Source organism: Pseudomonas sp. B21-036, assembly GCF_024748925.1.
GTDB classification, from domain to species: Bacteria; Pseudomonadota; Gammaproteobacteria; order Pseudomonadales; family Pseudomonadaceae; genus Aquipseudomonas; species Aquipseudomonas palmensis.
Genome location: NZ_CP087178.1, coordinates 434,302 through 460,199, shown reverse-complemented (window position 1 = coordinate 460,199; position 25,898 = coordinate 434,302). Strand labels below are relative to the sequence as shown.

Sequence of the window (25,898 nt, the reverse complement as noted above, 5' to 3'; positions counted from 1 at the left end):
GCGATAGGCCAACACATTCACAACACCCTACTCGGCAATCAGCCAGTCCATGCGCCAGCTGCCCTGGGTCTGCCCCAGCACCTGGGCCAGCCACGGCAGCAGTGCGCGCAGCTCTTCTTCCAGGCCCCATGGCGGGTTGGCGATCGCCAGGCCAGAGCCGTTCAAGCCCTGCGGGCTGTCCTGCGGGTGCACGTACAGCTCCACCCGCAGCAGCTTCGGCGCACCGGTGCTGGTCAGGTCCTGATAGAAACGCACCAGCTGGCGCTGGTCCTTGATCGGGTACCAGATGGCCGCGACCGTCTGGCGCATGCGGCCAATCGTCTCCTTCATCGCCACCGTGCATCGCTTGAGCTCGTCGGCCTGCTCGAAGGGCGGGTCGATCAGCATCACCGCACGCTTCTCCTGCACCGGCAGCAAAGCCCTCGGCACGTGCCAGCCCTCGCCCAGGTGCACCGCCACGCGTGGGTCCTTCTTCATGTTTTCCTTGAGCAGGCGCCCGTCTTCGGGGTGCTTCTCGTTGAGCAGCACGCGGTCCTGCTGGCGTGCCAGGCGCCGTGCCAGCTCGGGTGACCCCGGGTAGTAGCGCAGCTCGCCGTCGGGGTTCATCTTTCGCAGGATGCGCAGGTAATCGGCCGTCACCTCGGGCAGGTCGTCGCGCCCCCAGAGCCGGCCGATGCCTTCCAGCCACTCACCGGTGCGGGTCGCCTGGTCGCCCTGCAGGTCATACAGGCCAAGGCCGGCGTGGGTGTCGAGGTAGGCGAACGGCTGCTCCTTGCGCGACATCAGCGCAATCAGCCGGGTCAATACGAGGTGTTTGAACACGTCGGCGTGGTTGCCGGCGTGAAAGGCGTGACGATAGTTCATGGCAACTCCTGCAAGGCCCGGAAGTTTACCCTGTCAGGCCCGCGCCGTCAGGTGACAGCCGCCAGAATGACAACGGCCCGACCTCCAGAAGAGGCCGGGCCGTTGCCGGGCAGCATGATGCAGCCGTGTTACTTGTCGGCGTGGAACGCCGCTTCAGCGGTTTCGAAACGCTTGACCATCGCAGCCGACGGGCTGCCCGCCTTGCTCACGAAGTAGATCGCCAGCGATGCGAACAGGAAGCCCGGGATGATTTCGTACAGGCCCATGGTGTCGAACTGCTTCCACAGGATCACGGTCACCGCGCCCACCACGATACCGGCCAGTGCGCCGTCGCGGGTCATGCCCTTCCACAGTACCGAAATCAGCACCACCGGGCCGAAGGCGGCACCGAAGCCGGCCCAGGCGTAGGCCACCAGGCCCAGCACGCGGTTGTCCGGGTTGGCGGCCAGCGCGATGGCGATCAGCGCAACCGCCAGCACCATCAGGCGACCGACCCATACCAGCTCGACCTGCGAGGCGTTCTTGCGCAGGAAGGTCTTGTAGAAGTCTTCGGTCAGGGCGCTGGAGCACACCAGCAGCTGGCAGCTCAGGGTACTCATCACTGCTGCCAGGATGGCCGACAGCAGCACACCGGCAATCCACGGGTTGAACAGGATCTTGGCCAGTTCGATGAACACGCGCTCGTGGTTCTCGGTGACCGGGCCGGCCACTTCAGGGTGCGCCGAGAAGTAGGCGATGCCGAAGAAGCCCACGGCCACGGTACCGGCCAGGCACAGGATCATCCAGGTCATGGAGATGCGACGGGCATTGGCGATCGATTTCACCGAGTCTGCCGCCATGAAGCGCGCCAGGATGTGCGGCTGGCCGAAGTAGCCCAGGCCCCAGCCCATCAGCGAGATGATGCCGATGAAGGTCGCGCCCTTGAACATGTCGAAGTTGCCCGCGCCCTGGGCTTCGATGGCCAGGAAGGTGGTGTCGAAGCCGCCGGTGGCGATCAGCACGATCACCGGGGTCAGGATCAGCGCGAAGATCATCAGCGTGGCCTGCACGGTATCGGTCCAGCTCACCGCCAGGAAGCCACCGACGAAGGTGTAGGCGATGGTGGCAGCAGCACCGGCCCACAGCGCCGTTTCATACGACATGCCGAAGGTGCTTTCGAACAGGCGGGCACCGGCCACGATGCCGGAGGCGCAATAGATGGTGAAGAACACCAGGATCACGATTGCCGAAATGATGCGCAGCAGGCCGCTGTGGTCTTCGAAACGGCTGGCGAAATAGTCCGGCAGGGTCAGCGCGTCGCCGTTGTGCTCGGTCTGCACGCGCAGGCGGCCGGCCACGAACAGCCAGTTCAGGTAGGCACCGACGGTCAGGCCGATGGCGATCCAGGCTTCGGAAAGGCCCGACATGTAGATGGCGCCCGGCAGGCCCATCAGCAACCAGCCGCTCATGTCCGAGGCACCGGCCGAGAGCGCGGTCACCACGCTGCCGAGGCTGCGGCCACCGAGGATGTAGTCGGAAAGGTTGTTGGTGGAGCGATAGGCCATGAAGCCGATCAGCACCATTGCCGCGATATAGATCACGAACGTGATCGTGATTGGATTGCTAAAACTCATTGTTGCGCCCTGGCGTTTGTTTTTATGTAGTGACAGCCGCTAACGGTTGCACCCAGGCGGCGAATCCTATGCAACAACGCAAACAAGGTGCAACCAGTTTCTTCAGTCAAGTTGCACCTGGTCGGATATTTCGCATAACAACGTGTTTTTGCTCCATTTGGGAGCAAAAACCGCCGTTTACATAAGCAAATGCACCTTGAACAGCCATTTATGCTGTGGGGTTTTAGCCACCGGACGAGTTGCACTCCTCAACGCGATTATTTGGGTTGCACTAGGTTGCACCCACAAGGGCGCCCGGCTAATCTTGGCGCCAGCTTAGCCACGGCCCAGTGGCAATAATGAGGATAAGAAATGGCGACGACCACCCTTGGGGTCAAACTCGACGACCCTACCCGCGAGCGACTGAAAACGGCTGCGCAGTCCATCGACCGCACCCCGCACTGGTTGATCAAGCAGGCGATCTTCAACTACCTGGAGAAGCTCGAGGGTGGCGCCACCCTGACCGAACTCAGCGGTCAGCCCGGCAATCAGGGCGACGACGCCGGCGATGTGCAGGCCGACCACTCGCACCAGTGCTTCCTCGAGTTCGCCGAAAGCATCCTGCCGCAGTCGGTGCTGCGCGCCTCGATCACCGCCGCCTACCGTCGTCCGGAACCGGAAGTGGTGCCGATGCTGCTGGAGCAGGCACGCCTGCCCGCGCCCATGGCCGAGGCCACCCACAAGCTGGCCGCCGGCATTGCCGAAAAGCTGCGCAACCAGAAGAGCGCCAGCGGCCGCGCCGGCATCGTCCAGGGCCTGCTGCAGGAGTTCTCGCTGTCGTCCCAGGAAGGCGTGGCGCTGATGTGCCTGGCCGAGGCCCTGCTGCGCATTCCCGACAAGGGCACCCGCGATGCGTTGATCCGCGACAAGATCAGCACCGGCAACTGGCAGCCGCACCTGGGCAACAGCCCGTCGCTGTTCGTCAACGCCGCCACCTGGGGCCTGCTGCTGACCGGCAAACTGGTGTCCACGCACAACGAATCCGGCCTCACCTCCTCGCTCAGCCGCATCATCGGCAAGAGCGGCGAGCCGATGATCCGCAAGGGCGTCGACATGGCCATGCGCCTGATGGGCGAGCAGTTCGTCACCGGCGAGACCATTGCCGAAGCCCTGGCCAATGCCAGCAAGTTCGAAGCCAAGGGTTTCCGCTACTCCTACGACATGCTTGGTGAAGCCGCGCTCACCGAGCACGACGCGCAGAAATACCTGGCCTCCTACGAGCAGGCCATCCACGCCATCGGCAAGGCCTCCCATGGCCGCGGCATCTATGAAGGCCCGGGCATCTCGATCAAGCTCTCGGCCCTGCACCCGCGCTACAGCCGCGCCCAGTACGAGCGCGTGATGGACGAGCTGTACCCGCGCCTGCTGTCGCTGACCCTGCTGGCCAAGCAGTACGACATCGGCCTGAACATCGACGCCGAAGAGGCCGACCGCCTGGAGCTGTCGCTGGACCTGCTCGAGCGCCTGTGCTTCGAGCCGCAGTTGAGCGGCTGGAACGGCATCGGCTTCGTGATCCAGGCCTACCAGAAGCGCTGCCCTTACGTGATCGACTACGTCATCGACCTGGCACGCCGCAGCCGTCACCGCCTGATGATCCGCCTGGTAAAGGGCGCGTACTGGGACAGCGAGATCAAGCGCGCCCAGGTCGAAGGCCTGGAAGGCTACCCGGTGTACACCCGCAAGGTGTACACCGACGTCTCCTACATCGCCTGCGCCCGCAAGCTGCTGTCGGTGCCCGAAGCCATCTACCCGCAGTTCGCCACCCACAACGCCCACACCCTGTCGGCCATCTACCATATCGCCGGGCAGAACTACTACCCGGGCCAGTACGAGTTCCAGTGCCTGCACGGCATGGGCGAGCCGCTGTACGAACAGGTGGTGGGCAAGGTGGCCGACGGCAAGCTGAACCGTCCGTGCCGCGTGTACGCCCCGGTCGGCACCCACGAAACGCTGCTGGCCTACCTGGTGCGTCGCCTGCTGGAAAACGGCGCCAACACCTCGTTCGTCAACCGCATCGCCGACCAGTCGATCTCGATCCAGGAACTGGTGGCCGACCCGGTCGCGACCATCGAGCGCATGGCCACCCAGGAAGGCGGCTTCGGCCTGCCGCACCCGCGCATCCCATTGCCGCGTGACCTGTACGGTGCCGAGCGCGCCAACTCCAGCGGCATCGACATGGCCAACGAACACCGCCTGGCCTCGCTGTCGTGCGCCCTGCTGGCCACCGCGCACAACGACTGGAAAGCCGAGCCGATGCTCGGTTGCGCGTCCAGCGACGAAGCTGCCGCACCGGTGCTGAACCCGTCCGACCACCGTGACGTGGTCGGCCACGTGCAGGAAGCCACCGTCGAGGACGCCGACAACGCCATCCAGTGCGCACTCAACGCCGCACCGATCTGGCAGGCCACCCCGCCGGCCGAGCGTGCCGCGATCCTGGAACGTGCCGCCGACCTGATGGAAGGCGAGATCCAGCCGCTGATGGGCCTGCTGGCCCGCGAAGCCGGCAAGACCTACGCCAACGCCATCGCCGAGGTGCGCGAAGCGGTCGACTTCCTGCGCTACTACGCGGTGCAGGCACGCAACGACTTCAGCAACGACGCCCACCGCCCGCTGGGCCCGGTGGTGTGCATCAGCCCGTGGAACTTCCCGCTGGCGATCTTCAGTGGCCAGGTGGCTGCAGCGCTCGCTGCCGGCAACCCGGTACTGGCCAAGCCTGCCGAGCAGACCCCGCTGGTGGCCGCCCAGGCCGTGCGCCTGCTGCTCGAGGCCGGCATCCCGCAAGGCGTGGTGCAACTGCTGCCGGGCCGTGGCGAGACCGTCGGTGCGCGCCTGGTAGGCGATGACCGGGTCAAGGGCGTGATGTTCACCGGTTCCACCGAAGTGGCGCGCCTGCTGCAACGCAACATTGCCGGCCGCCTGGACAGCCAGGGCCGTCCGATCCCGCTGATCGCCGAAACCGGTGGCCAGAACGCGATGATCGTCGACTCCTCGGCGCTGACCGAGCAGGTGGTCATCGACGTGGTCTCCTCGGCCTTCGACAGCGCCGGCCAGCGTTGCTCGGCCCTGCGCGTGCTGTGCCTGCAGGAAGACTCGGCCGACCGCGTGATCGAGATGCTCAAGGGCGCCATGGCCGAAAGCCGCCTGGGCAACCCGGAGCGCCTGAGCGTGGACATCGGCCCGGTGATCGACGCCGAGGCCAAGGCTGGCATCGAAAAACACATCCAGGGCATGCGCGACAAGGGTCGCAACGTGTATCAGGTGGCCATTGCCGACGGTGAAGAGATCAAGCGCGGCACCTTCGTGATGCCGACCCTGATCGAGCTGGAAAGCTTCGATGAACTGCAGCGTGAGATCTTCGGCCCCGTCCTGCACGTGGTGCGCTACAACCGCAAGCACCTCGACCAGCTGATCGAGCAGATCAATGCATCCGGCTACGGCCTGACCCTGGGCGTGCACACCCGCATCGACGAGACCATCGCCAAGGTGATCGACAACGTCCATGCCGGCAACGTCTACGTCAACCGCAACATCGTCGGCGCCGTGGTCGGCGTGCAGCCGTTCGGCGGTGAAGGCCTGTCGGGTACCGGCCCCAAGGCCGGTGGCCCGCTGTACCTGTACCGTTTGCTGTCCACGCGCCCGGCCGATGCCATCGAGCAGTCGTTCCAGCGCAGCGACGCCGGTACTGCCCCGGACGTGCGTCTGCGCGAGCAGTTGCTCAAGCCGCTGCAATCGCTCAAGGCGTGGGCCGGCAGCAACCAGCAGGCCGAACTGGCGCAGCTGTGCGAGCAGTTCGCGCAGCAGTCGCAGAGCGGCGTCACCCGCCTGCTCAACGGCCCGACCGGCGAGCGCAACAGCTACACCATCCTGCCGCGCGAGCACGTGCTGTGCCTGGCCGAGTCGGAGGCTGATCTGCTGACTCAACTGGCAGCGGTACTGGCGGTGGGCAGCTCGGCAGTGTTCGTCGACGGCGAGCCGGGCAAGGCCTTGCGTGGGCGCTTGCCGAAGGATGTGCAGGCGCGCATCAAGCTGGTGAGCGACTGGGCCAAGGACGAGGTGGTGTTCGACGCGGTGCTGCATCACGGCCATTCGGACCAGCTGCGCGCAGTGTGCGAGCAGGTGGCCAAGCGTGCCGGTGCGATCGTGGGTGTGCAGGGCTTGTCGTCGGGTGAAACCGCGATTGCGCTGGAGCGCCTGGTGATCGAGCGTGCGTTGAGCGTGAACACCGCCGCAGCGGGCGGCAATGCCAGCCTGATGACCATCGGCTAACCACCGAGGCGTTGCCAATCGCGGGTCAGGCCCGCCCCCACAGGATCGATGCAGATTCTTGTGGGGGACGGCCTGGCCCGCGATTTTTTTTGCGGACACACACCTGACAACGGTTCTGACCCCTCATCACCCCCACCTATTAACCTGTCCACCTCCCGCCCGCATGCCTAGACTCGGCCCCATCCCCACCAAGGTATGGCCGCCATGTCCGACACCCTGCTCAGCGCCCGCAACCTGGCCTTCGAACTCTACGAAGTGCTCGACGCCGAGGCCCTCACCCAACGCCCACGCTTCGCCGAGCACAGCCGCGAAACCTTCGACGCCGCGCTGCACACCGCTCGCACCCTGGCCGAAAAATACTTCGCCCCGCACAACCGCAAGGGCGACGAGCTCGAGCCACGCTTCGACAACGGCCAGGCCATACTGATTCCCGAGGTCAAACCTGCCGTCGACGCCTTCCTCGACGCCGGATTTCTCAACGCCAACCGCGACTTCGAGGCCGGCGGCATGCAGTTGCCCACCCTGCTCTCGCAAGCCTGCTTCGCCCACTTTCAGGCCGCCAACGCCGGCACCACCGCCTACCCGTTCCTGACCATGGGCGCCGCCAACCTGATCGAGAACTTCGGCACCGACGAGCAAAAGCGCCTGTTCCTGCAACCGATGATCGAGGGCCGCTTCTTCGGCACCATGGCCCTCACCGAACCCCACGCCGGCAGCTCGTTGGCCGATATCCGCACCCGCGCCGAACCCGCCGCCGACGGCAGCTTCCGCCTCAAGGGCAACAAGATCTTCATCTCCGGGGGCGATCACACGCTGTCCGAGAACATCGTGCACCTGGTGCTGGCCAAACTCCCCGACGCACCACCCGGGGTAAAGGGCATTTCGCTGTTCATCGTGCCCAAGTTCCTGGTCAACCCGGACGCCAGCCTGGGCCAGCGCAACGATGTGGTGCTGGCCGGCCTGTTCCACAAGATGGGCTGGCGCGGCACCACCTCCACCGCACTCAACTTCGGCGACAACGGCCAGTGCGTCGGCTACCTGATCGGCCAGCCGCACCAGGGCCTGGCCTGCATGTTCCAGATGATGAACGAGGCGCGCATCGGCGTGGGCATGGGCGCGGTGATGCTCGGCTACGCCGGCTACCTGTACTCGCTGGACTACGCCCGCCAGCGCCCGCAAGGCCGCCTGCCCGACAACAAGAACCCCGCCACCGCCGCCGTGCCGATCATCCAGCACAGCGATGTGAAACGCATGCTGCTGACCCAGAAGGCCTACGTCGAAGGCGCTTTCGACCTGGGCCTGTACGCCGCCCGGCTGTTCGACGACAGCCATACCGCCGCCACCGAAGACGAGCGCCAGCATGCCCAGCAACTGCTCGACCTGCTGACCCCGATCGTCAAGTCGTGGCCGTCCGAGTTCTGCCTCAAGGCCAATGAGCTGGCGATCCAGATCCTCGGTGGCCACGGCTACACCCGCGATTACCCGGTAGAGCAGTACTACCGCGACAACCGCCTGAACCCGATCCACGAAGGCACCCACGGCATCCAGTCACTCGACCTGCTCGGGCGCAAGCTGGCCCAGCACGGTGGCGCCGGCCTCAAGCAACTGGTACGCCTGATCGCCGGCACTTGCGCCCAGGCCCAGGCCTACACCCGCCTGGACCCGTTGCGCGAACCGCTGGAACAACTGCTCAGCCGCCTGCAGCACGTGACCCTGGGCCTGCTTGGCGAGTTGTCCACAGGCCAGGTCAACAGCGCCCTGGCCAACTCGGCGCTGTACCTCAAGGCCTTCGGTCACTGCGTGATCGGCTGGCGCTGGCTGGAGCAGGCGATTCGCGCCGAACAGGGCCTGGCCCGCGGCAACCCGGCCGATACCGGGTTCTATCGGGGCAAGTTGCAGGCCGCACGGTTTTTCCTCACCTGGGAAGTACCGGCCTGCCATAATGACCTCGCATTGCTCGAGGCCCGCGACGACACCTGCCCGGGCATGCACGAGGAGTGGTTCTGAGGGGGAACCACCGTCACCCGGAGGTTCGCGCATGTTCGATTTCACCGCGCCGCTGCGCCAGCGTTTCGCTGGCCTGAACAGCGGCGCCGAGTTTTTCTCCCTGCGCTATGTGCAGGAAGCCCACCAGCACCTGTCGGTGCGCAAGAACATCGCCGAACCACCCAGCCTGACCCGCGACCAGGGCGCGATGCTCACCGTGCGCGTCAACGGCGTGGAGGCCTACGCGGCCACCGCCGACCTATCCCAGGCCGGCCTGCAACGCGCCCTTGACCAGGCCGAGGCGCTGGCCCGCCAGATCGCGCGCCACGCCCTGCTCGACCTGCGCGAGCAACCGGTGTCCAGCGCCCGCGCCGACTACTGCTCGCCCAACCTCAACAGCACCTTCCCGGCCCTGGCCGACTGCTATGAACTGCTGGCCCGCGAATCGGCCAGCGTGCCGGGCGATTCGCGCCTGGTGAACTGGCAGGCCAGCCTGGGCCTGAGCACGGTCGAGCAGATCTACCTCAACAGTGCCGGCGCCGAACTGCGCCAGGCGCAACGCTTCGTGTTCCCCGGCATGAGCGTCACCGCCTTCGACGGCAGCGACAGCCAGAGCCGCAGCCTGGGCCGCGAGAACTTCGGCCAGCAGGGCGGCGTGGATGTGATCGAGCGCTGCGGCCTGCTCGGTGCCGGGGCCCAGGTGGCCGACCAGGCCCTGCAACTGCTGCTGGCGCCCAATACCCCGAGCGGGGTACGCGACCTGCTGCTGATGCCCGACCAGATGATGCTGCAGATCCACGAGTCCATCGGCCACCCGCTGGAGATGGACCGCATCCTGGGCGACGAGCGCAACTACGCCGGCACCAGTTTCATCAAGGCCCAGGACTTCGGCCACCTGCAGTACGGCTCGGCACTGCTCAACGTGACCTTCGACCCGGCCATCCCCGAAGAGCTGGCCAGCTACGCGCACGATGACGACGGCACCCCGGCCCACAAGCAGTTCCTGATTCGCGAGGGTGTACTGGTGCGCCCGCTGGGCGGTGCGCTGTCACAGTTCCGCTCGGGCCTGGACGGCGTGGCCAACAGCCGCGCCTGCGGCTGGAACCGCGCACCGATCGACCGTATGGCCAACCTCAATATCGAGCCGGGCGACAAGTCCCTGGCGCAACTGATCGGCGGCATCGAGCACGGCATCCTGATGCGCACCAACCGCTCGTGGTCCATCGACGATGCGCGCAACAAGTTCCAGTTCGGCTGCGAATGGGGCCAGTTGATCGAGCACGGCGAACTCAAGGGCGTGGTCAAGAACCCCAACTACCGCGGTATTTCCGCCGGTTTCTGGCGCAACCTCAGCGCCGTGGGCGACGCCAGTACCTTCCAGGTGCTCGGCACGCCCAACTGCGGCAAGGGCGAACCCAACCAGGTGGTGCGCGTGGGCCATGCCTCGCCGGCCTGCGTGTTCAGCCAGATCGACGTATTCGGAGGAGACGCCTGATGGCCGCCAGCCCTTTGCACAATTTCCAGGATCTGGTCGCATGGCTGCGCGACAACGTGCGCGCCCCCGAACAGTTCACCCTGAGCTACAGCGCCGAGCAGTCGCAATTCATCCGTTTCAACCATGCCAGGGTGCGCCAGGCCGGCGACGTGCAACAGGCCGGCGCGAGCCTGAAGCTGATTGCCGACGGTCGCCAGGCCGACCTGCACCTGACCCTCAGCGGCGAGCCGGCGCTGGACCGCGAGCGCCTGCACCAGGCACTGGCCGAGCTGCGCCAGATCCTGCCGCTGATCCCTGCCGACCCGTACCTGTTGCTCAACGACAGTGCCTGGCACAGCCATCAGGTACAGGACGGCCCGCTGCCGGATACCGCACGGGTGCTCGAGCAGATCGAACACGGCGCCGGCGCGCTGGACCTGGTGGGCATCTATGCCGCCGGGCCGATCAGTCGCGGCTTTGCCAGTTCGTTCGGCGCCTCTGGCTGGCATCAGGCCAACAGCTTCAATTTCGACTTCAGCCTGTTCCACGCCAATGGCCAGGCGGTGAAGGCCAACTACGCCGGGCAGGTGTGGGACAACGCCGCGTTCGCCCGGCGCCTGGCCCAGGCCCGCGAGCAGCTGGAGTACCTGGGTCGCCCACTCAAGACCCTCGCCCCCGGCCAGTACCGCGCCTACCTTGCACCGGCAGCGATGGACGAGATCATGGGCATGCTGTGCTGGGGCGGTTTTTCGGCGCAGGCCATCGCCAGCAAGGACAGCCCGCTGCAACGCCTGTATGCCGGCGATGCGGCATTGAGCCCGCTGGTGAACATCACCGAACAGGTCAGCGGCTCGCTGAGCCCGGCGTTCTCCGGCGAAGGCTACCCACGCAGCGACGTGCAGCTGGTGGACGCAGGGCAGGCGCGCGAACAGCTGACCAATGCGCGCAGCGCCGCCGAGTTCGAGCAGGTCGCCAATGGCGCCGAGGCCCACGAGTGGCCGAGCGCCTTGAGCCTGGCCGCCGGCGAGCTGGCGCTGGATGAGGTGCTCGCCAGGCTGGGTACGGGGCTGTACATCAGCAACCTGTGGTACCTGAACTACTCCGACCTGCCGGCGGCGCGCATGACCGGGCTGACGCGCTTTGCGACATTCTGGGTCGAGGACGGTCAGATCCAGGCGCCGGTCAGCACCATGCGCTTCGACGACAGCGTGTACAGCCTGCTCGGCTCGCAGCTGGAGGCGCTCACGACCGAGCGCGAGCTGATCCTGTCGACCAGCACCTACGGACAGCGCCAGACCAGTTCGAGTCATTTGCCGGGGGCGCTGGTCAAACGCCTGACGCTGACATTGTGATGCCACCATCGCGGGTCAAGCCCGCTCCCACAGGGATCACCGCCGCCCCTGTGGGAGCTGCGGTTCGACGCTTCGACTTGCCCGCGAAGGGGCCCTCAAGGACATAGAGCATGCCCAACCGCACCCCGCTGGACCCCGTCACAGCCCGCTGGATTCCCTGGGTAGTGGCCATCGCCTTCTTCATGCAGTCGCTGGACGGCACCATCCTCAACACCGCGCTGCCGGCCATGGCCCGCGACCTGGCGGAAAACCCGCTGCGCATGCAGTCGGTGATCATCGCCTACATGCTCACCGTGGCCCTGCTGATCCCGGCCTCTGGCTGGATCGCCGACCGCTTCGGCACCAAGCGCATCTTCTTCAGCGCGATCCTGCTGTTCAGCATCGGCTCGCTGCTGTGTGCACTGTCCAACAGCCTCGGCATGCTGGTCGGCGCCCGCGTGATCCAGGGCCTGGGCGGCGCGCTGATGCTGCCGGTGGGGCGCCTGGTGGTGCTGCGCGCCTACCCGCGCACCGAACTGGTGCGCATCATGAGCTTCATCACCATCCCCGGCCTGCTCGGCCCGCTGCTGGGCCCGACCATGGGCGGCTGGCTGGTGGAGTACCTGAGCTGGCACTGGATCTTCCTGCTCAACCTGCCGGTCGGCGCGCTGGGCTGCTACGCGGTGTGGAAGTTCATCCCCGACCTGCGCGGCTCCGAGCGCACACGCTTCGACGGCGTGGGCTTTGTGCTGTTCGGCGCCGCGATGGTGCTGATCACCATCGCCATGGAGGGCCTGGGCGAGCTGCACCTGCCGCACCTGCGCGTGATGCTGCTGCTGTTCGCCGGCATGGCGTGCCTGGCCGCCTACTGGCTGCGCGCCGGCAGCATCGACAACCCGCTGTTCTCGCCCCGGCTGTTTCGCACCCGTACCTTCTCGGTGGGCATCCTCGGCAACCTGTTCGCCCGCCTGGGCAGCGGCGCACTGCCGTTTCTGGTGCCGTTGCTGCTGCAGGTGGCGCTGGGCTATTCGCCGTCCCAGGCCGGCATGAGCATGATCCCGCTGGCCGCCTCGGCGATGGTCGCCAAGTCCATCGCCCGGCCGCTGATCGAGCGCCTGGGCTACCGCACCATCCTCACCGGCAACACCCTGCTGCTGGGCGTGCTGCTGTGCAGCCTGGGGCTGGTCAACGAACACACCCCGTATGCCCTGCTGCTGGTGCAACTGGGGCTGCTGGGGGCGGTGAACTCGCTGCAGTTCACGGCGATGAACACCGTGACCCTGATCGACCTGGACGACGCGAGCGCCAGCAGCGGCAACAGCCTGCTGTCGGTGGTGGCGCAGCTCTCGCTGAGCCTGGGTGTGGCCTGCGCCGGCGCACTGCTGGGCGGCTTTACCGGCGCCGGCAGCGGCGATGGGGTGGAGACCACGCTGGGCGCGTTCCAGCTGACCTTCCTGACCATCGGCCTGATGTCGATGCTGGCGGCGGCGATCTTCATGCAGCTGTCCAGGGCGGACGGAAGGCGTGCCCGTCGTCCGGAACCGGAGATCGAGGCTTAGGGCTAATGGCCACGAGGCTGGTACACTGCGCGACATTTTGTTTTGCAGGCCCGCCTCGTGACCACCATTGCCACCGAATTCGCCACCTTGCCGCTGTCCGCCGCCATGCTGGCCAACCTGGACGCCCTCGGCTACGCCCAGATGACCCCGATCCAGGCCCAGAGCCTGCCGGTGATCCTCAAGGGCATGGACCTGATCGCCCAGGCCAAGACCGGCAGCGGCAAGACCGCCGCGTTCGGCATCGGCCTGCTCAACCCGATCAACCCGCGCTACTTCGGCTGCCAGGCCCTGGTGCTGTGCCCCACCCGCGAGCTGGCCGACCAGGTGGCCAAGGAGCTGCGCCGTCTGGCCCGCTCCGAAGACAACATCAAGATCCTGACCCTGTGCGGCGGCGTGTCCCTGGGCCCGCAGATCGCCTCGCTGGAGCACGGCGCGCACATCATCGTGGGCACCCCGGGCCGCGTGCAGCAGCACCTGCGCAAGGGCACCCTGGTGCTCGACGGGCTCAACACCCTGGTGCTCGACGAAGCCGACCGCATGCTCGACATGGGCTTCTACGACGCCATCGCCGACATCCTCGGGCAAACCCCGGAGCGTCGCCAGACCCTGCTGTTCTCGGCCACCTACCCGGCCGGCATCAAGCAGCTGTCGGCCGCATTCATGCGCAACCCGCAGCAGGTCAAGGCCGAGTCGCTGCATGCCGACACGCAGATCGAGCAGCGCTTCTACGAGATCTCGCCCGAGCAGCGCATGGACGCGGTGACTACCCTGCTGGCGCACTTTCGTCCGCAGTCGTGCGTGGCGTTCTGCTTCACCAAGCAGCAGTGCCAGGAAGTGGTCGATCACCTCAAGGCCAAGGGCATCGCCGCCGAGTCGCTGCATGGCGACCTGGAGCAGCGCGACCGTGACCAGGTGCTGACCCTGTTCGCCAACCGCAGCACCTCGGTGCTGGTGGCCACCGACGTGGCCGCGCGCGGGCTGGATATCGACGCGCTGGACATGGTCATCAACGTGGAGCTGGCGCGGGACTCGGAAATTCACGTGCACCGCGTGGGCCGCACCGGGCGTGCCGGCGAGAAGGGCCTGGCGGCGAGCCTGGTGGCCCCGTCCGAAGCGCACCGCGCCCAGGCCATCGAGCAGCTGCAGAAGGCGCCCCTGCGCTGGGAGCAGATCGACAGCCTCAAACCCCAGGCCGGCGGCCCGCTGGTGCCGACCATGAGCACGCTGTGCATCGGTGCCGGGCGCAAGGACAAGCTGCGGCCGGGCGACATCCTGGGTGCGCTGACCGGTGATGCCGGCATCCCGGGCACCCAGGTGGGCAAGATCGCGATCTTCGATTTCCAGGCCTTCGTGGCGGTGGAACGCGGCGTGGCCAAGCAGGCGCTGCAGCGGCTCAACAGCGGCAAGATCAAGGGGCGCTCGCTGCGGGTTCGCATCGTCTGAGTCGTTTATCGCCTATCAGGGCCTCATCGCGGGTCAAGCCCGCTCCCACAAGGACTTGCGTACCTCCTGTGGGAGCGGGCTTGACCCGCGATAGCTTCAACACCTATTTGAGGATTTTGCAGTGCGTTCCACCGAAGTGATCATCATCGGCGCTGGCGCCGCCGGCCTGATGTGCGCCATCCACGCCGCCAACCGCGGCCGCCAGGTGCTGCTGCTGGACCATGCCAACAAGCCCGGCAAGAAGATCCTGATGTCCGGTGGCGGGCGCTGCAACTTCACCAACCTGTACACCGAGCCGGCCAACTTCCTCTCGCACAACCCGCACTTCTGCAAGTCGGCCCTGGCCCGCTACACCCAGTGGGACTTCATCGAGATGGTCGGCAAGCACGCCGTGCCCTATCACGAGAAAAAACTCGGCCAGCTGTTCTGCGACAACAAGTCCAGCGACATCCTCGACATGCTGCTCAGCGAGCTCCAGAGCGCCGGCGCCGAGCTGCGCATGGACACGCGCATCGAGCAGATCGAAAAGCTCGAGCATGGCTACCTGCTCGAAACCAGCATGGGCACGCTGCAATGCCAGTCGCTAGTGATCGCCACCGGCGGCCTGTCGATCCCGACTTTGGGTGCCACCGGTTTCGGCTACCAGGTGGCCCGCCAGTTCGGCCACACCCTGCTGCCGACCCGCGCCGGGCTGGTGCCCTTCACCATCACCGAGCCGCAGCTCAAGGCCATGTGCACCGAGCTGTCGGGCACCTCGGTGGACTGCGTGGCCAGCTGCAACGGCACCAGCTTTCGCGAGAACCTGCTGTTCACCCACCGTGGCCTCAGCGGCCCGGCGATCCTGCAGGTGTCGTCGTTCTGGCACAGCGGCGACAGCGTCGAGATCAACCTGCTGCCCGAGCATGACGCCCTCGCCTGGCTGCAACAGCAACAGGCCGAACGCCCCAACAGCGAACTCAAGACCCTGCTTGGCGAGGTCTTCACCAAGAAGATGGCCAACCTGCTGGCCGAGCACTGGTTCGTGTCCCGGCCGATGAAGCAGTACACCCCGGCCGAACTGGCCGAGGTCGCCGACAAACTGGCGGCCTGGCAGGTGGTGCCGGCCGGCACCGAGGGCTATCGCACCGCCGAAGTCACCCTGGGCGGGGTCGACACCCGCGAAGTGTCGTCCAAGACCCTGGAGTCGCTGAAAAGCCCCGGCCTGTATTTCGTGGGCGAAGTGCTGGACGTCAGCGGGCACCTGGGCGGGTTCAATTTCCAGTGGGCCTGGGCATCGGCCTACGCGGCCGCGCAGTTCGTCTAACCTTCGCGTTAGAATCGCGCATCACGGAACAAATTTTGCTGGTACGTGACCACGGTGACAGTTCGCTGCCACCGTGACCGGCTCAATTTCGATCATCGCCAAGCAGGCCTGCCGCCCTATCATGTCATCGTCTTCCTTGCGTCACTCGCTGCGTCGTTTGTGGGCCCTGGACAAGTTCAGCTACAGCATCCGGGTATTGATCGCGCTGACCGGCAGCATGGCGCTGTGCTGGTACCAGGACGAGATGGGGCTGCTGATCCCGCTGTTCCTGGGCATCATCGCCAGCGCCCTGGCCGAGACCGACGACAGCTGGCAGGGCCGGCTCAACGCCCTGGCCGTGACCCTGGTGTGCTTCACCGTCGCTGCGCTGTCGGTGGAGCTGCTGTTCCCCTACCCGATCCTCTTCGGCTGCGCCCTGGCGCTGGCGGCGTTCGCGCTGACCATGCTCGGCGCGCTGGGCGAGCGCTACGGCGCCATCGCCTCGGCCACACTGATCCTGTCGGTGTACACCATGATCGGCGTGGACCAGCGCGGCGGCCAGGTCACCGACTTCTGGCACGAGCCCTTGCTGCTGGTGGCAGGCGCCGCCTGGTACGGATTGCTGTCGGTGCTGTGGCAGGCGCTGTTCTCCAACCAGCCGGTGCAGCAGAGCCTGGCGCGGCTGTTTCGCGAACTGGGCCGCTACCTCAAGCTCAAGGCCACCCTGTTCGAGCCCATCCGCCAGCTGGACGTGGAGGCCCGCCGCCTGGAACTGGCCCAGCAGAACGGCAAGGTGGTGGCCGCCCTCAACGCCGCCAAGGAAATCATCCTGCACCGCGTGGGCAATGGCCGCCCCGGCTCCAAGGTGAGCCGCTACCTGAAGCTGTACTTTCTGGCCCAGGACATCCACGAGCGCGCCAGTTCCTCGCACTACCCCTACAACGCTCTCACCGAGGCGTTCTTCCACAGCGACGTGCTGTTTCGCTGCCAACGCCTGCTGCGCCAGCAGGGCAAGGCGTGCGTGCAGTTGTCCGAGTCGATCCAGCTGCGCCAGCCGTTCGTCTACGACACCAGCTTCGCCGCCGCACTGGAAGACCTGCACGCCTCGCTCGAGCACCTGCGCATCCAGAGCAACCCGGCCTGGCGTGGCCTGCTGCGCTCGCTGCGGGCGCTGGCGGCGAACCTGGCAACCCTCGACCGCCTGCTCGGCGATGCCAGCAACCCCGACAACCTGGCCGACAACAGCGACTCGAGCCTGCTCGACCGCTCGCCGCGCAGCCTCAAGGATGTGTGGAGCCGCCTGCGCCAGCACCTCACGCCGACCTCGCTGATCTTTCGCCACGCCCTGCGCCTGCCGCTGGCGCTGTCGATCGGCTACGGCATGGTGCACCTGATCCACCCCACCCAGGGCTACTGGATCATCCTCACCACGTTGTTCGTGTGCCAGCCCAGCTATGGCGCCACCCGGCGCAAGCTGGTGCAGCGGATCATCGGCACCGCCATCGGCCTGACCGTGGGCTGGGCGCTGTTCGACCTGTTCCCCAGCGCGATCATCCAGTCGCTGTTCGCGGTGGCCGCCGGGGTGGTGTTCTTCGTCAACCGCACCACCCGCTACACCCTGGCCACGGCGGCGATCACGCTGATGGTGCTGTTCTGCTTCAACCAGATCGGCGACGGCTACGGCCTGTTCCTGCCGCGCCTGTTCGACACCCTGGTGGGCAGCCTGATCGCGATCCTGGCGGTGTTCCTGTTCCTGCCCGACTGGCAGGGCCGTCGGTTGAACAAGGTGCTGGCCAACACCCTGAGCTGCAACAGCACCTACCTGCGCCAGATCATGCAGCAGTACGCCCAGGGCAAGAGCGACGACCTGGCCTACCGCCTGGCCCGGCGCAACGCGCACAACGCCGACGCGGCGCTGTCGACCACGCTGGCCAACATGCTCATGGAGCCGGGGCATTTTCGCAAAGAGGCCGACGTGGGCTTTCGCTTCCTGGTGCTCTCGCACACCCTGCTCAGCTACCTCTCCGGGCTGGGTGCACACCGTGACAGCGCACTGGCACCCGAGGCCCACGAGCAGTTGATCGACGGCGCGGGTGCCAGTCTGGCCGCGAGCCTCGACGAAATCGCCACTGGCCTTGCCAGCAAGACCCCGGTGGCGATCCACAGCGACGCCGAGGAAGCCCTGGCGGCGAGCCTTGAGCAGATGCCCGAGGAAATGGACGAGAACCAGCGCCTGGTGCAGACCCAGCTGGCACTGATCTGCCGCCAGCTGGGCCCGCTGCGCACCCTGGCCGCGCACCTGATCAAGGACACCCCGGCCTGACTACAGGCCGTAGTCCTTGAGCAACCGGGCATAGCTGCCATCGGCCTTCATGGCGGCGATGGCCTTGTCGAAGCCGGCCACGATCTGGGCATGCTGCGGATGCCTGAGGCTGACCAGGATGTGCAGGCTGTTCTCGCTCACCGGCTTGCCGAAGAACTGCACGCGGTTGCGCACGTTCGCGCTTTCACGCTGCAGGTAGTAGCGCGCCACGTATTCGTCCTCCAGGGTCAGGCGCACCCGCCCGGCAGCCAGCATGCCCACCGCCACCGAAAAGTCGCGCACCGGCACCTTCTGCAGACGCCCGTCATTGTCGAATTCGGCCGCATAGGCATAGTCGCGCACCACCGCGATGGCGTGCGGGTAGAGATCGCTCAGGGTATCGAAACGCAGCACGTCGCCCTTGCGTTTGAGCAGCCGCACGCGGTTGCTCAGGTAGCCTTGGGAGAAGGCCCCGATGCGGGTACGCGCATCGCTCTGCCAGGCGTTGATCAGCACATCGTAGCGGCCCTCGCCGATGCCCAGCAGCGCGCGTGCCCACGGCGCCTGCTCGAACTCGCTGGCAAACCCGGCACGCTCCAGGGCGGTGGTGACAAGGGCGGTGGCCAGCCCGCCCCTGGGTAGGCGGGCGTCGGTGAAGGGGGGCCAGGCATCGGCCACCAGCCGCAGTTTTTCGGCCTGGGCCGACTGGGCACAGAGCAGCAATCCAAGCAAACCCAAGGCTCGAAGCAGTGGCCGCATGCTCAAATCCCTTAGCGGATCGGGTCCGCGTTCTTGTTGAGTGGCATGAGATTTCTGTTGGCGCAAAGCTAGGCTGCACGGCCAGATTACACAAAGATTCCGGTATCGGGCAGTGCCAGGTGATAGCTAATTGCCTCTATTTTTGCCGATTCCGCGCCGACTTGATCCATGGCAATTCGCGACCTTCGCCCTGAGGTGCTCGGCGTGGTTATGATCGGGGCATTACACAGGAGAGAAACGCGATGAGCATCGACTGGATCTGCAAGCATCACACCGACCTTGGCAAGCAACAGCTGTACGCGCTGCTGACGCTGCGCATCGAGGTGTTCGTGGTGGAGCAGAAATGCCCGTACCTGGAAATCGATGGCCAGGACCTAGAGGGCGACACCTGCCACCTGATGGCCTGGCGCGATGGCGAGCTGGTGGCGTACCTGCGCCTGCTGGACCCCGAGTCACAGGGCGGCGACGTGGTGATCGGGCGGGTGGTGATTGCGCCGTCGGCGCGGGGCGAGGGGCTGGGGCATGCACTGATGGTGCAGGGGCTGGCGCAGGCCGAGAAGCACTGGCCAGGGGTGCCGGTGTACCTGTCCGCACAGGCGCACCTGCAGGCCTACTATGCGCGGCACGGGTTCGAGGTGGCCGGGGAGGCGTATCTGGAGGATGGCATCCCGCACATCGGCATGCGCCGGGGCTAGACGCTTCGCCGGCAAGGCCGGCTCCTACAGGGGTAGGTGCAGGGCCGGGCTTGCCGGCGGAGGGGCTTCAGGGGTAGCCCAGCACCTGGCGGATACTGCGCAGATGCTGGGTGATCCACTGCTTGTCGATCGCGCCCCAGTCACGTATCCGGTAATGCCCGGCATGGTTGCGCGCGCCTTCCTGCTGCTCGAACTCGCACACGATGTCCAGGTCGGCCAGCGCCGCGATGGTGTCCTGCGCCGTGCGCCGCGGCATGCCGGTGGCCTCCATCAGCGCCGGCACGCTGCTGGCGGTACGGCTGTCGATCAGCCACGCCACGTACAGGCGACGATAGAAACTGGTCTTGGTCTTGCTCACTTCCATTGGCAATTCCCTTTCGCTCACTGGGCGCCGGACAGGTCGCGCCAGGTCAGGTAGATGCGCAGGTCGAACTCCAGTTGATGGTAGCCCGGCTGCATGTATTCGCAGAGTTGGTAGAACGCCTTGTTGTGGTCGCTCTCCTTGAGGTGCGCCAGTTCGTGCACCACGATCATCTTCAGAAACTGCGGCGCCGCGTCCTTGAACAGCGAGGCGATGCGAATTTCCTTCTTGGCCTTGAGCTTGCCGCCCTGCACGCGCGATACCGCGGTGTGCAGGCCCAGCGCACGGTGGGTGAGATCAAGGCGATTGTCGAACAGCACCTTGTCCAGGTTCGGCGCATTGCGCAGGTGCTCCTGCTTCAGGGCCTGGGCATAGGCATACAGCGCCTTGTCGCTCTGTACCGCATGGCGCTCGGGGTAGCGCTGGCGCAGGTAGTCACCCAGACGGTTCTGGGCAATCATCTGGCGCACCTGGTCTTGCAGGGCAGGCGGATAGGCTTGCAGGTACTTGAGTACGGTCATGGGCACGGGGCATTGCAGGCAAAGGCGTCAGTGTACTCAATTCCCCGGCCGCCTCGTTGCGCCAGTCGAAAAAAGCCGGGAAATCACCGGCGCGCTGCGCCGTCAGGGGCCGTGCCACCAGAAAGCCCTGGGCATAGGCGCAACCGTTTGCCAGCAGCCACTGCGCCTGCTCCCGCGTCTCGACGCCCTCGGCCACCACACACACGCCATAGTCGCGGCACAGGCCGATGACACTGCGGACCAGCGCCGCGTCCGCCGCCGAACCGGGCAGGCGCGCCACCAGGTGCCGGTCGAGCTTGAGCGTGTCGATGGGCAGGTCGCGCAGCAGGCGCAGCGAGCACTCTCCGGCGCCGAAATCGTCCAGCGCCACCCGCACGCCCAGCTCGCGCAGCCTGCGCAACTGACGCAGCGCGATGTCGAGGTTGGCGGCCAGCGAGGTTTCCGCCACCTCCACCTCAAGCTGGGCCGGGCGCAGGCCATGGCTGGCGATCACCCGCCCCAGTTCCTCGACCAGGTTGGGCATGGCGAACTGCACGCGGCTGAGGCTGATGCTCAGCACCAGGTCCGGCTCGAACCGAGCCTCCCAGGCGCGCCGCTGCGCCGCACCCTGGGTGTAGATCCAGCTGGCCAGCCGCGAGACCAGCCTGGCCTCCTCCAGCAACGGCAGGAACAACCCCGGCGGCACATCGCCGACACTGGGGTGCTGCCAGCGCAACAACGCCTCGAACCCGCGCAGGCGACCATCGGCAAACGCCACCTGCGGCTGATACACCAGGCTGAAGTCGTGCCGCTCGATCGCGTCGCGCACACTGTCTTCGAGCATCAGGCGCGAGCGAGCACGACCGTTGAGCTCCTGGTCGTAGTAGCGGTATTGCTGGCGGCCGGCCTGCTTGGCGGCATACATGGCCGCGTCCGCCGCACGCAGCAGGCCGTCCAGGTGCGGCCCGCAGTCGGAGTAGGTGGCGATGCCGATGCTCACGCCAAGCGTCACCTCCAGGCCATCGATCTGCTGGCAGATGGACATGCGCTCGATCAGCTTTTCGGCAAAGCGCGCCGCCTGCTCCGGGTATTCCAGGGTATCGAGCAAGGCCGTGAACTCGTCGCCGCCCATACGCCCGAGGATCGCGTAGGCGCCCAGGCATTCCTTGAGCTGTTCGCCCACCCAGTGCAGCACGCGGTCGCCGGCCGCATGGCCGAGCGAGTCGTTGATCCGTTTGAAACCGTCAAGGTCCATGTACATCAAGGCCTGGGCCTTGTCGGAATGCTCGCTGCGCAGCAGCGCAGCTTCGGCGGCCTGGCAGAACCCGCGGCGGTTGAGCAGCCCGGTCAGCGGGTCGGTAACAGCCTGGAACTCCAGCTGCTGGTGCAGGTTGCGCACCACCGACATGTCCAGCACCGTCACCACCATCGCCCGCTGCTCGCCGGGCAGCGCCGCGCACGACAGCGCCACCGGCAGCGGCAACCCGGAGGCGGTGAGCAGCACGGCGTCGTGCAGGCGGTAGATATCGCGCTCCTGGTAGGCCTGGTAGAACGCCGAGTCGCGCCACCGGGTTGGCACGGGCGACTGCACGAAGCCCAGCAGGTCTGCGCCCTGCAATTGCTCCACCGGGGCCTGGAGCAGGCGCGAGATGGCCGGGTTGGCAAAGCGGATGCGACCGTCCTCGGCCACCACCAGGATGCCTTCGGCGGCGTTGTCCAGCACCGAGGCGTTGAATGCGCGCTCGGCCTCCAGGTCGCGGCTCAGGCGCTGCAAGGCACGCCGGTTGCGCTGCTGGTCGAGCAGGGCCTGGACCTTGGGCTTGAGAATGTGCGGGTCGAATGGCTTGAACAGGTAGTCCACCGCGCCACTGGCATAGCCCTTGAGCACGGCCGCCTGGGACTGTTCGTTGGCGGTCAGGAAGATGATCGGGGTCAGGCAGGTGCGCTGGCTGCCGCGCATCAGGCGCGCGACTTCGAAGCCGTCCATACCGGGCATCTGCACATCCAGCAGCACCAGGTCCACCTCATGCTCGAGCAGCGTGCTCAGGGCTTCGGTACCGGAGCTTGCGGTCAGCACATGCCAGTCCTCACGCGCAAGCAAGGCTTGCAGGCTGATCAGGTTTTCCGGGTAGTCATCGACGATCAGTAAAACCGAACCGCTGTCGTGAGTGTGAGGGTGCGCGCAATCCATGCTGCTTCTCTTGTGTAACGACGCCAGATTCCGGATGGAACTTGAGGCTTTACTCTAGACCTGGCTGAAACAAATCTGAAGTCAGCACATTGGCATCATCGGTATAAACAAAGTGTTGCCCGACTAACGGTCTGTCGCGTTGGGCCAGATCCGGTGTCCGTGGCGGCCCCGCAGCCGAAAACCCCCGGTTCCGGCCGGTGAAGCAGGCCGCACGGGCACAAAAAAACCCGCATCGCTGCGGGTTTTTCGTACAACCAACCAGGCTTAGTTGACCTTGGCGGCCAGCTCGCCCTTGGCATAGCGCTGGAACATCGCTTCGAGGGAGATCGGCTTGATCTTCGAGGCGTTGCCGGCGGTGCCGAAGGCTTCGTAGCGGGCGATGCACACGTCGCGCATGGCCTTGACGGTTTCACCGAAGAACTTGCGCGGGTCGAACTCGCTCGGGTTGGTGGCCATCAGGCGGCGCATGGCACCGGTGGACGCCAGGCGCAGGTCGGTGTCGATGTTGACCTTGCGCACGCCGTACTTGATGCCTTCGACGATTTCTTCAACCGGTACGCCGTAGGTTTCCTTGATGTCGCCACCGTACTGGTTGATGATCGCCAGCCACTCCTGCGGCACCGAAGACGAACCGTGCATCACCAGGTGAGTGTTGGGGATGCGCTTGTGGATCTCCTTGATGCGGTCGATCGCCAGCACGTCGCCGGTAGGCGGCTTGGTGAACTTGTAGGCGCCGTGGCTGGTGCCGATGGCGATGGCCAGGGCATCGACCTGGGTACGCTTGACGAAATCGGCAGCTTCTTCAGGGTCGGTCAGCATCTGGCTGTGATCCAGCACGCCTTCGGCGCCGATGCCGTCTTCTTCACCGGCCATGCCGGTTTCCAGCGAACCCAGGCAGCCCAGCTCGCCCTCTACCGAAACGCCGCAGGCGTGGGCCATGGCCACGGTCTGCTGGGTGACACGCACGTTGTAGTCGTAGTCGGTCGGGGTCTTGCCGTCTTCGCCCAGGGAGCCGTCCATCATCACCGAGCTGAAGCCCAGCTGGATCGAACGCTGGCACACGTCAGGGCTGGTGCCGTGGTCCTGGTGCATGCACACCGGGATGTGCGGGAATTCTTCGATCGCCGCCAGGATCAGGTGGCGCAGGAACGGCGCACCGGCGTATTTGCGGGCACCGGCCGAGGCCTGGACAATCACCGGGGAGTCGGTCTTGTCGGCGGCTTCCATGATGGCGCGCATTTGCTCGAGGTTGTTGACGTTGAAAGCCGGAACGCCGTAGCCGAACTCGGCGGCGTGGTCCAGCATCTGGCGCATGCTAATGAGTGCCATTGTGTATCTCTCTCCCGACAAGCGTCGTTTTTCGTGCAAGCCTGCCGCAGCGGCGGTTGCTATTCAAGTAGTGTGGGCCGACAGCGGTCGGCCCGGCCAGTCACGGTGCCTTGCAGCCCCGCCCTATCAAATCGTTGGTCGCTACCCAGTACACCAGGCCTTCATCGCCCTTGGTGTGCAGGGCCAGCACGCCATCGCTGTACAGCGCACCCGACGCACCGGGCTCCGGCTTGAGCCGGTAGACCTGATCGCCGCCACCAAGGCGTACATCCACCTCTTCCTGGCTGGCATCGGCAAACCGCCACAGTACCTCGGCCTGACTGTCACAGACCCAGCGGGTCCAGTTGTCGGTCGGGGCCGGGGTTGGCTTGAGGCTTGCGCAACCTGCCATCAGAACCAGGGCCATCAGGGCTACAACGCTTTTCATCGAATATCCTCTAGAAGACCACGAACCGGCCAACAGGTTGCCTCGAACCGATCAAGGGCAACCCGGGGCCTGGCGCTGGTGTTCCTCGTCATACTTCTCCAGCCCGTCCGGGCCGAGCCTCTTGTTGATCACCGGCACGGTCTCTGCCTGCCACTGCGACTGGTAGCAACCGCCCTTCGGCTTGCCGGGGGCATCCGCCGCAGGCTCCGGGCTGCCAGCACAGGCGCTGAGCAGACCGGCCAGGATAAACACAGGCAACCGCTTGACCATCAGGCCACACTCCCTTTGCCAGGCTGAGCGAGTCAGGCCTTGGCCCGTTGTTCCAGCACGTCCACCGCCGGCAGCACCTTGCCCTCGACGAACTCGAGGAATGCACCGCCACCGGTAGAAATGTAGGAGATCTGGCTGGCCACGCCATACTTGTCGATGGCCGCCAGGGTGTCGCCACCGCCGGCAATCGAGAACGCGGCGCTGTCGGCGATGGCCTTGGCCAGGGTCCTGGTGCCGTTGCCGAACTGGTCGAACTCGAACACGCCCACCGGGCCGTTCCACAGGATGGTCTTGGACGACTTCAGCAGCTCGGCGAACTGTTCGGCGGTCTGCGGGCCGATGTCCAGGATCATGTCGTCCTCGGCCACCTCGCCCACCAGCTTGACGGTAGCCGTGGCGCTTTCGGCAAATTCCTTGGCCACCACCACGTCCACCGGCAGCGGCACGTTGACCTTGGCCGCGATGGCCTTGGCGGTGTCGATCAGGTCGGCTTCGTACAGCGACTTGCCCACCGGGTGGCCGGCAGCGGCCAGGAAGGTGTTGGCGATGCCGCCACCGACGATCAGCAGGTCGCACACCTGGCTCAGGCTGTTGAGCACGTCCAGCTTGGTCGATACCTTGGAACCGGCGACGATGGCGGCCATCGGCTTGGCAGGGGCCTTCAGGGCCTTGCCCAGTGCATCCAGCTCGGCGGCCAGCAGCGGACCGGCAGCGGCGACCTTGGCGAACTTGGCCACGCCGTGGGTCGAGCCCTCGGCACGGTGGGCGGTACCGAAGGCGTCCATCACGAACACGTCGCACAGGGCGGCGTATTGCTGGGCCAGTTCGTCGGCGTTCTTTTTCTCGCCCTTGTTGAAGCGCACGTTCTCGAACAGCACGATGTCGCCGGCCTTCACGTCCACGCCGCCCAGGTAGTCGGCCACCAGCGGCACCTCACGGCCCAGCGCCTTGCTCAGGTAGTCGGCCACCGGCTTGAGGCTGTTCTCGGCCGAGAACTCGCCTTCGGTCGGGCGCCCCAGGTGCGAGCAGACCATCACGGCCGCGCCCTTCTCCAGGGCCAGCTTGATGGTCGGCAGCGAGGCCAGGATGCGCGCGTCGCTGCTGACCACACCGTCCTTCACAGGCACGTTGAGGTCTTCGCGGATCAGTACGCGCTTACCTTGCAGATCGAGGTCGGTCATCTTCAAAACGGTCATGAATGCAGTCC

Annotated in this window: 18 protein-coding genes and 1 pseudogene; 9 read left to right on the top strand and 10 right to left on the bottom strand. The window is 66.0% G+C overall.

What is annotated here, in order from left to right:
- Positions 1–27: 27 nt before the first annotated feature.
- The gene (locus tag LOY33_RS02090) at positions 28–864 is read right to left on the bottom strand and encodes a 23S rRNA (adenine(2030)-N(6))-methyltransferase RlmJ (RefSeq protein ID WP_043863583.1); all 837 of its coding nucleotides are present in this window, start codon (positions 862–864) and stop codon (positions 28–30) included.
- A 128-nt stretch (positions 865–992) separates the two neighbouring features.
- Positions 993–2,477 carry a sodium/proline symporter PutP gene (putP, locus tag LOY33_RS02085; RefSeq protein WP_210013885.1) on the bottom strand — a complete coding sequence of 495 codons (1,485 nt, stop codon included), beginning with the start codon at positions 2,475–2,477 and terminating at the stop codon, positions 993–995.
- 351 nt (positions 2,478–2,828) lie between these two features.
- Here putP and putA point away from each other — a divergent pair, with 351 nt between their 5' ends.
- The 8 genes from putA (at position 2,829) to yccS (ending at position 18,180) form a co-directional block, all read left to right on the top strand.
- Complete coding sequence (gene putA / locus LOY33_RS02080) at positions 2,829–6,782, top strand: trifunctional transcriptional regulator/proline dehydrogenase/L-glutamate gamma-semialdehyde dehydrogenase (protein WP_054915752.1); 3,954 nt, start codon at positions 2,829–2,831, stop codon at positions 6,780–6,782.
- Between the two features lie 204 nt (positions 6,783–6,986).
- Positions 6,987–8,789, top strand: coding sequence for an acyl-CoA dehydrogenase (locus LOY33_RS02075; RefSeq protein ID WP_258660986.1), 1,803 nt, complete (start codon positions 6,987–6,989; stop codon positions 8,787–8,789).
- 31 nt (positions 8,790–8,820) lie between these two features.
- Positions 8,821–10,263, top strand: a complete 1,443-nt coding sequence (locus LOY33_RS02070) for a TldD/PmbA family protein (protein ID WP_196933008.1) — start codon at positions 8,821–8,823, stop codon at positions 10,261–10,263.
- Complete coding sequence (locus tag LOY33_RS02065; protein ID WP_054915755.1) at positions 10,263–11,594, top strand: TldD/PmbA family protein; 1,332 nt, start codon at positions 10,263–10,265, stop codon at positions 11,592–11,594. Before LOY33_RS02070 ends, LOY33_RS02065 begins: the two co-directional genes overlap by 1 nt.
- 110 nt (positions 11,595–11,704) lie before the next feature.
- Positions 11,705–13,132 (top strand): multidrug transporter subunit MdtD, encoded by a 1,428-nt coding sequence (gene mdtD / locus LOY33_RS02060; protein WP_043863589.1) that lies wholly within the window; start codon positions 11,705–11,707, stop codon positions 13,130–13,132.
- A gap of 105 nt (positions 13,133–13,237) precedes the next feature.
- On the top strand, positions 13,238–14,575 hold the full coding sequence (gene dbpA, locus LOY33_RS02055; RefSeq protein ID WP_229589801.1) for an ATP-dependent RNA helicase DbpA: 1,338 nt from the start codon (positions 13,238–13,240) through the stop codon (positions 14,573–14,575).
- 121 nt (positions 14,576–14,696) lie between these two features.
- Complete coding sequence (locus LOY33_RS02050; protein WP_043863590.1) at positions 14,697–15,878, top strand: NAD(P)/FAD-dependent oxidoreductase; 1,182 nt, start codon at positions 14,697–14,699, stop codon at positions 15,876–15,878.
- A gap of 121 nt (positions 15,879–15,999) precedes the next feature.
- Entirely contained in the window at positions 16,000–18,180 is a 2,181-nt protein-coding gene (gene yccS, locus LOY33_RS02045; RefSeq protein ID WP_043863622.1) for a YccS family putative transporter, read from the top strand.
- Here yccS and LOY33_RS02040 read toward each other — a convergent pair whose 3' ends face one another.
- On the bottom strand, positions 18,181–18,918 hold the full coding sequence (locus LOY33_RS02040) for an ABC transporter substrate-binding protein (protein WP_043863591.1): 738 nt from the start codon (positions 18,916–18,918) through the stop codon (positions 18,181–18,183).
- A gap of 242 nt (positions 18,919–19,160) precedes the next feature.
- Between LOY33_RS02040 and LOY33_RS02035 the strand changes: the two genes are divergently transcribed.
- Positions 19,161–19,613 (top strand): GNAT family N-acetyltransferase, encoded by a 453-nt coding sequence (locus LOY33_RS02035; RefSeq protein ID WP_043863592.1) that lies wholly within the window; start codon positions 19,161–19,163, stop codon positions 19,611–19,613.
- 67 nt (positions 19,614–19,680) lie between these two features.
- Here LOY33_RS02035 and LOY33_RS02030 read toward each other — a convergent pair whose 3' ends face one another.
- From LOY33_RS02030 to LOY33_RS02000, 7 genes and pseudogenes are all read right to left on the bottom strand, one after another.
- Entirely contained in the window at positions 19,681–19,977 is a 297-nt protein-coding gene (locus tag LOY33_RS02030) for a helix-turn-helix domain-containing protein (RefSeq protein WP_043863593.1), read from the bottom strand.
- Between the two features lie 17 nt (positions 19,978–19,994).
- Positions 19,995–20,495 carry a YgjP-like metallopeptidase domain-containing protein gene (locus LOY33_RS02025; RefSeq protein ID WP_043863594.1) on the bottom strand — a complete coding sequence of 167 codons (501 nt, stop codon included), beginning with the start codon at positions 20,493–20,495 and terminating at the stop codon, positions 19,995–19,997.
- A 61-nt stretch (positions 20,496–20,556) separates the two neighbouring features.
- A pseudogene (locus LOY33_RS02020) lies at positions 20,557–22,665 on the bottom strand (putative bifunctional diguanylate cyclase/phosphodiesterase); the annotation flags it as partial.
- A gap of 264 nt (positions 22,666–22,929) precedes the next feature.
- Positions 22,930–23,994, bottom strand: coding sequence for a class II fructose-bisphosphate aldolase (fba, locus tag LOY33_RS02015; protein WP_043863595.1), 1,065 nt, complete (start codon positions 23,992–23,994; stop codon positions 22,930–22,932).
- 100 nt (positions 23,995–24,094) lie between these two features.
- Positions 24,095–24,421, bottom strand: a complete 327-nt coding sequence (locus tag LOY33_RS02010) for an MliC family protein (RefSeq protein WP_043863596.1) — start codon at positions 24,419–24,421, stop codon at positions 24,095–24,097.
- A gap of 51 nt (positions 24,422–24,472) precedes the next feature.
- The gene (locus LOY33_RS02005; RefSeq protein WP_043863597.1) at positions 24,473–24,691 is read right to left on the bottom strand and encodes a hypothetical protein; all 219 of its coding nucleotides are present in this window, start codon (positions 24,689–24,691) and stop codon (positions 24,473–24,475) included.
- Between the two features lie 32 nt (positions 24,692–24,723).
- The gene (locus tag LOY33_RS02000) at positions 24,724–25,887 is read right to left on the bottom strand and encodes a phosphoglycerate kinase (protein ID WP_043863598.1); all 1,164 of its coding nucleotides are present in this window, start codon (positions 25,885–25,887) and stop codon (positions 24,724–24,726) included.
- Between the last annotated feature and the right edge of the window lie 11 nt (positions 25,888–25,898).

Excerpts from the sequence above, each read along its gene's own strand:
- LOY33_RS02070 (WP_196933008.1), top strand. The coding sequence starts at position 8,821 with ATGTTCGATTTCACCGCGCCGCTGCGCCAGCGTTTCGCTGGCCTGAAC.
- LOY33_RS02090 (WP_043863583.1), bottom strand. The coding sequence starts at position 864 with ATGAACTATCGTCACGCCTTTCACGCCGGCAACCACGCCGACGTGTTC.
- LOY33_RS02065 (WP_054915755.1), top strand. The coding sequence starts at position 10,263 with ATGGCCGCCAGCCCTTTGCACAATTTCCAGGATCTGGTCGCATGGCTG.
- dbpA (WP_229589801.1), top strand. The coding sequence starts at position 13,238 with ATGCTGGCCAACCTGGACGCCCTCGGCTACGCCCAGATGACCCCGATC.
- mdtD (WP_043863589.1), top strand. The coding sequence starts at position 11,705 with ATGCCCAACCGCACCCCGCTGGACCCCGTCACAGCCCGCTGGATTCCC.
- putP (WP_210013885.1), bottom strand. The coding sequence starts at position 2,477 with ATGAGTTTTAGCAATCCAATCACGATCACGTTCGTGATCTATATCGCG.
- LOY33_RS02030 (WP_043863593.1), bottom strand. The coding sequence starts at position 19,977 with ATGGAAGTGAGCAAGACCAAGACCAGTTTCTATCGTCGCCTGTACGTG.
- fba (WP_043863595.1), bottom strand. The coding sequence starts at position 23,994 with ATGGCACTCATTAGCATGCGCCAGATGCTGGACCACGCCGCCGAGTTC.
- LOY33_RS02035 (WP_043863592.1), top strand. The coding sequence starts at position 19,161 with ATGAGCATCGACTGGATCTGCAAGCATCACACCGACCTTGGCAAGCAA.
- LOY33_RS02000 (WP_043863598.1), bottom strand. The coding sequence starts at position 25,887 with ATGACCGTTTTGAAGATGACCGACCTCGATCTGCAAGGTAAGCGCGTA.
- LOY33_RS02040 (WP_043863591.1), bottom strand. The coding sequence starts at position 18,918 with ATGCGGCCACTGCTTCGAGCCTTGGGTTTGCTTGGATTGCTGCTCTGT.
- yccS (WP_043863622.1), top strand. The coding sequence starts at position 16,000 with ATGTCATCGTCTTCCTTGCGTCACTCGCTGCGTCGTTTGTGGGCCCTG.
- LOY33_RS02010 (WP_043863596.1), bottom strand. The coding sequence starts at position 24,421 with ATGAAAAGCGTTGTAGCCCTGATGGCCCTGGTTCTGATGGCAGGTTGC.
- LOY33_RS02005 (WP_043863597.1), bottom strand. The coding sequence starts at position 24,691 with ATGGTCAAGCGGTTGCCTGTGTTTATCCTGGCCGGTCTGCTCAGCGCC.
- LOY33_RS02075 (WP_258660986.1), top strand. The coding sequence starts at position 6,987 with ATGTCCGACACCCTGCTCAGCGCCCGCAACCTGGCCTTCGAACTCTAC.
- putA (WP_054915752.1), top strand. The coding sequence starts at position 2,829 with ATGGCGACGACCACCCTTGGGGTCAAACTCGACGACCCTACCCGCGAG.
- LOY33_RS02025 (WP_043863594.1), bottom strand. The coding sequence starts at position 20,495 with ATGACCGTACTCAAGTACCTGCAAGCCTATCCGCCTGCCCTGCAAGAC.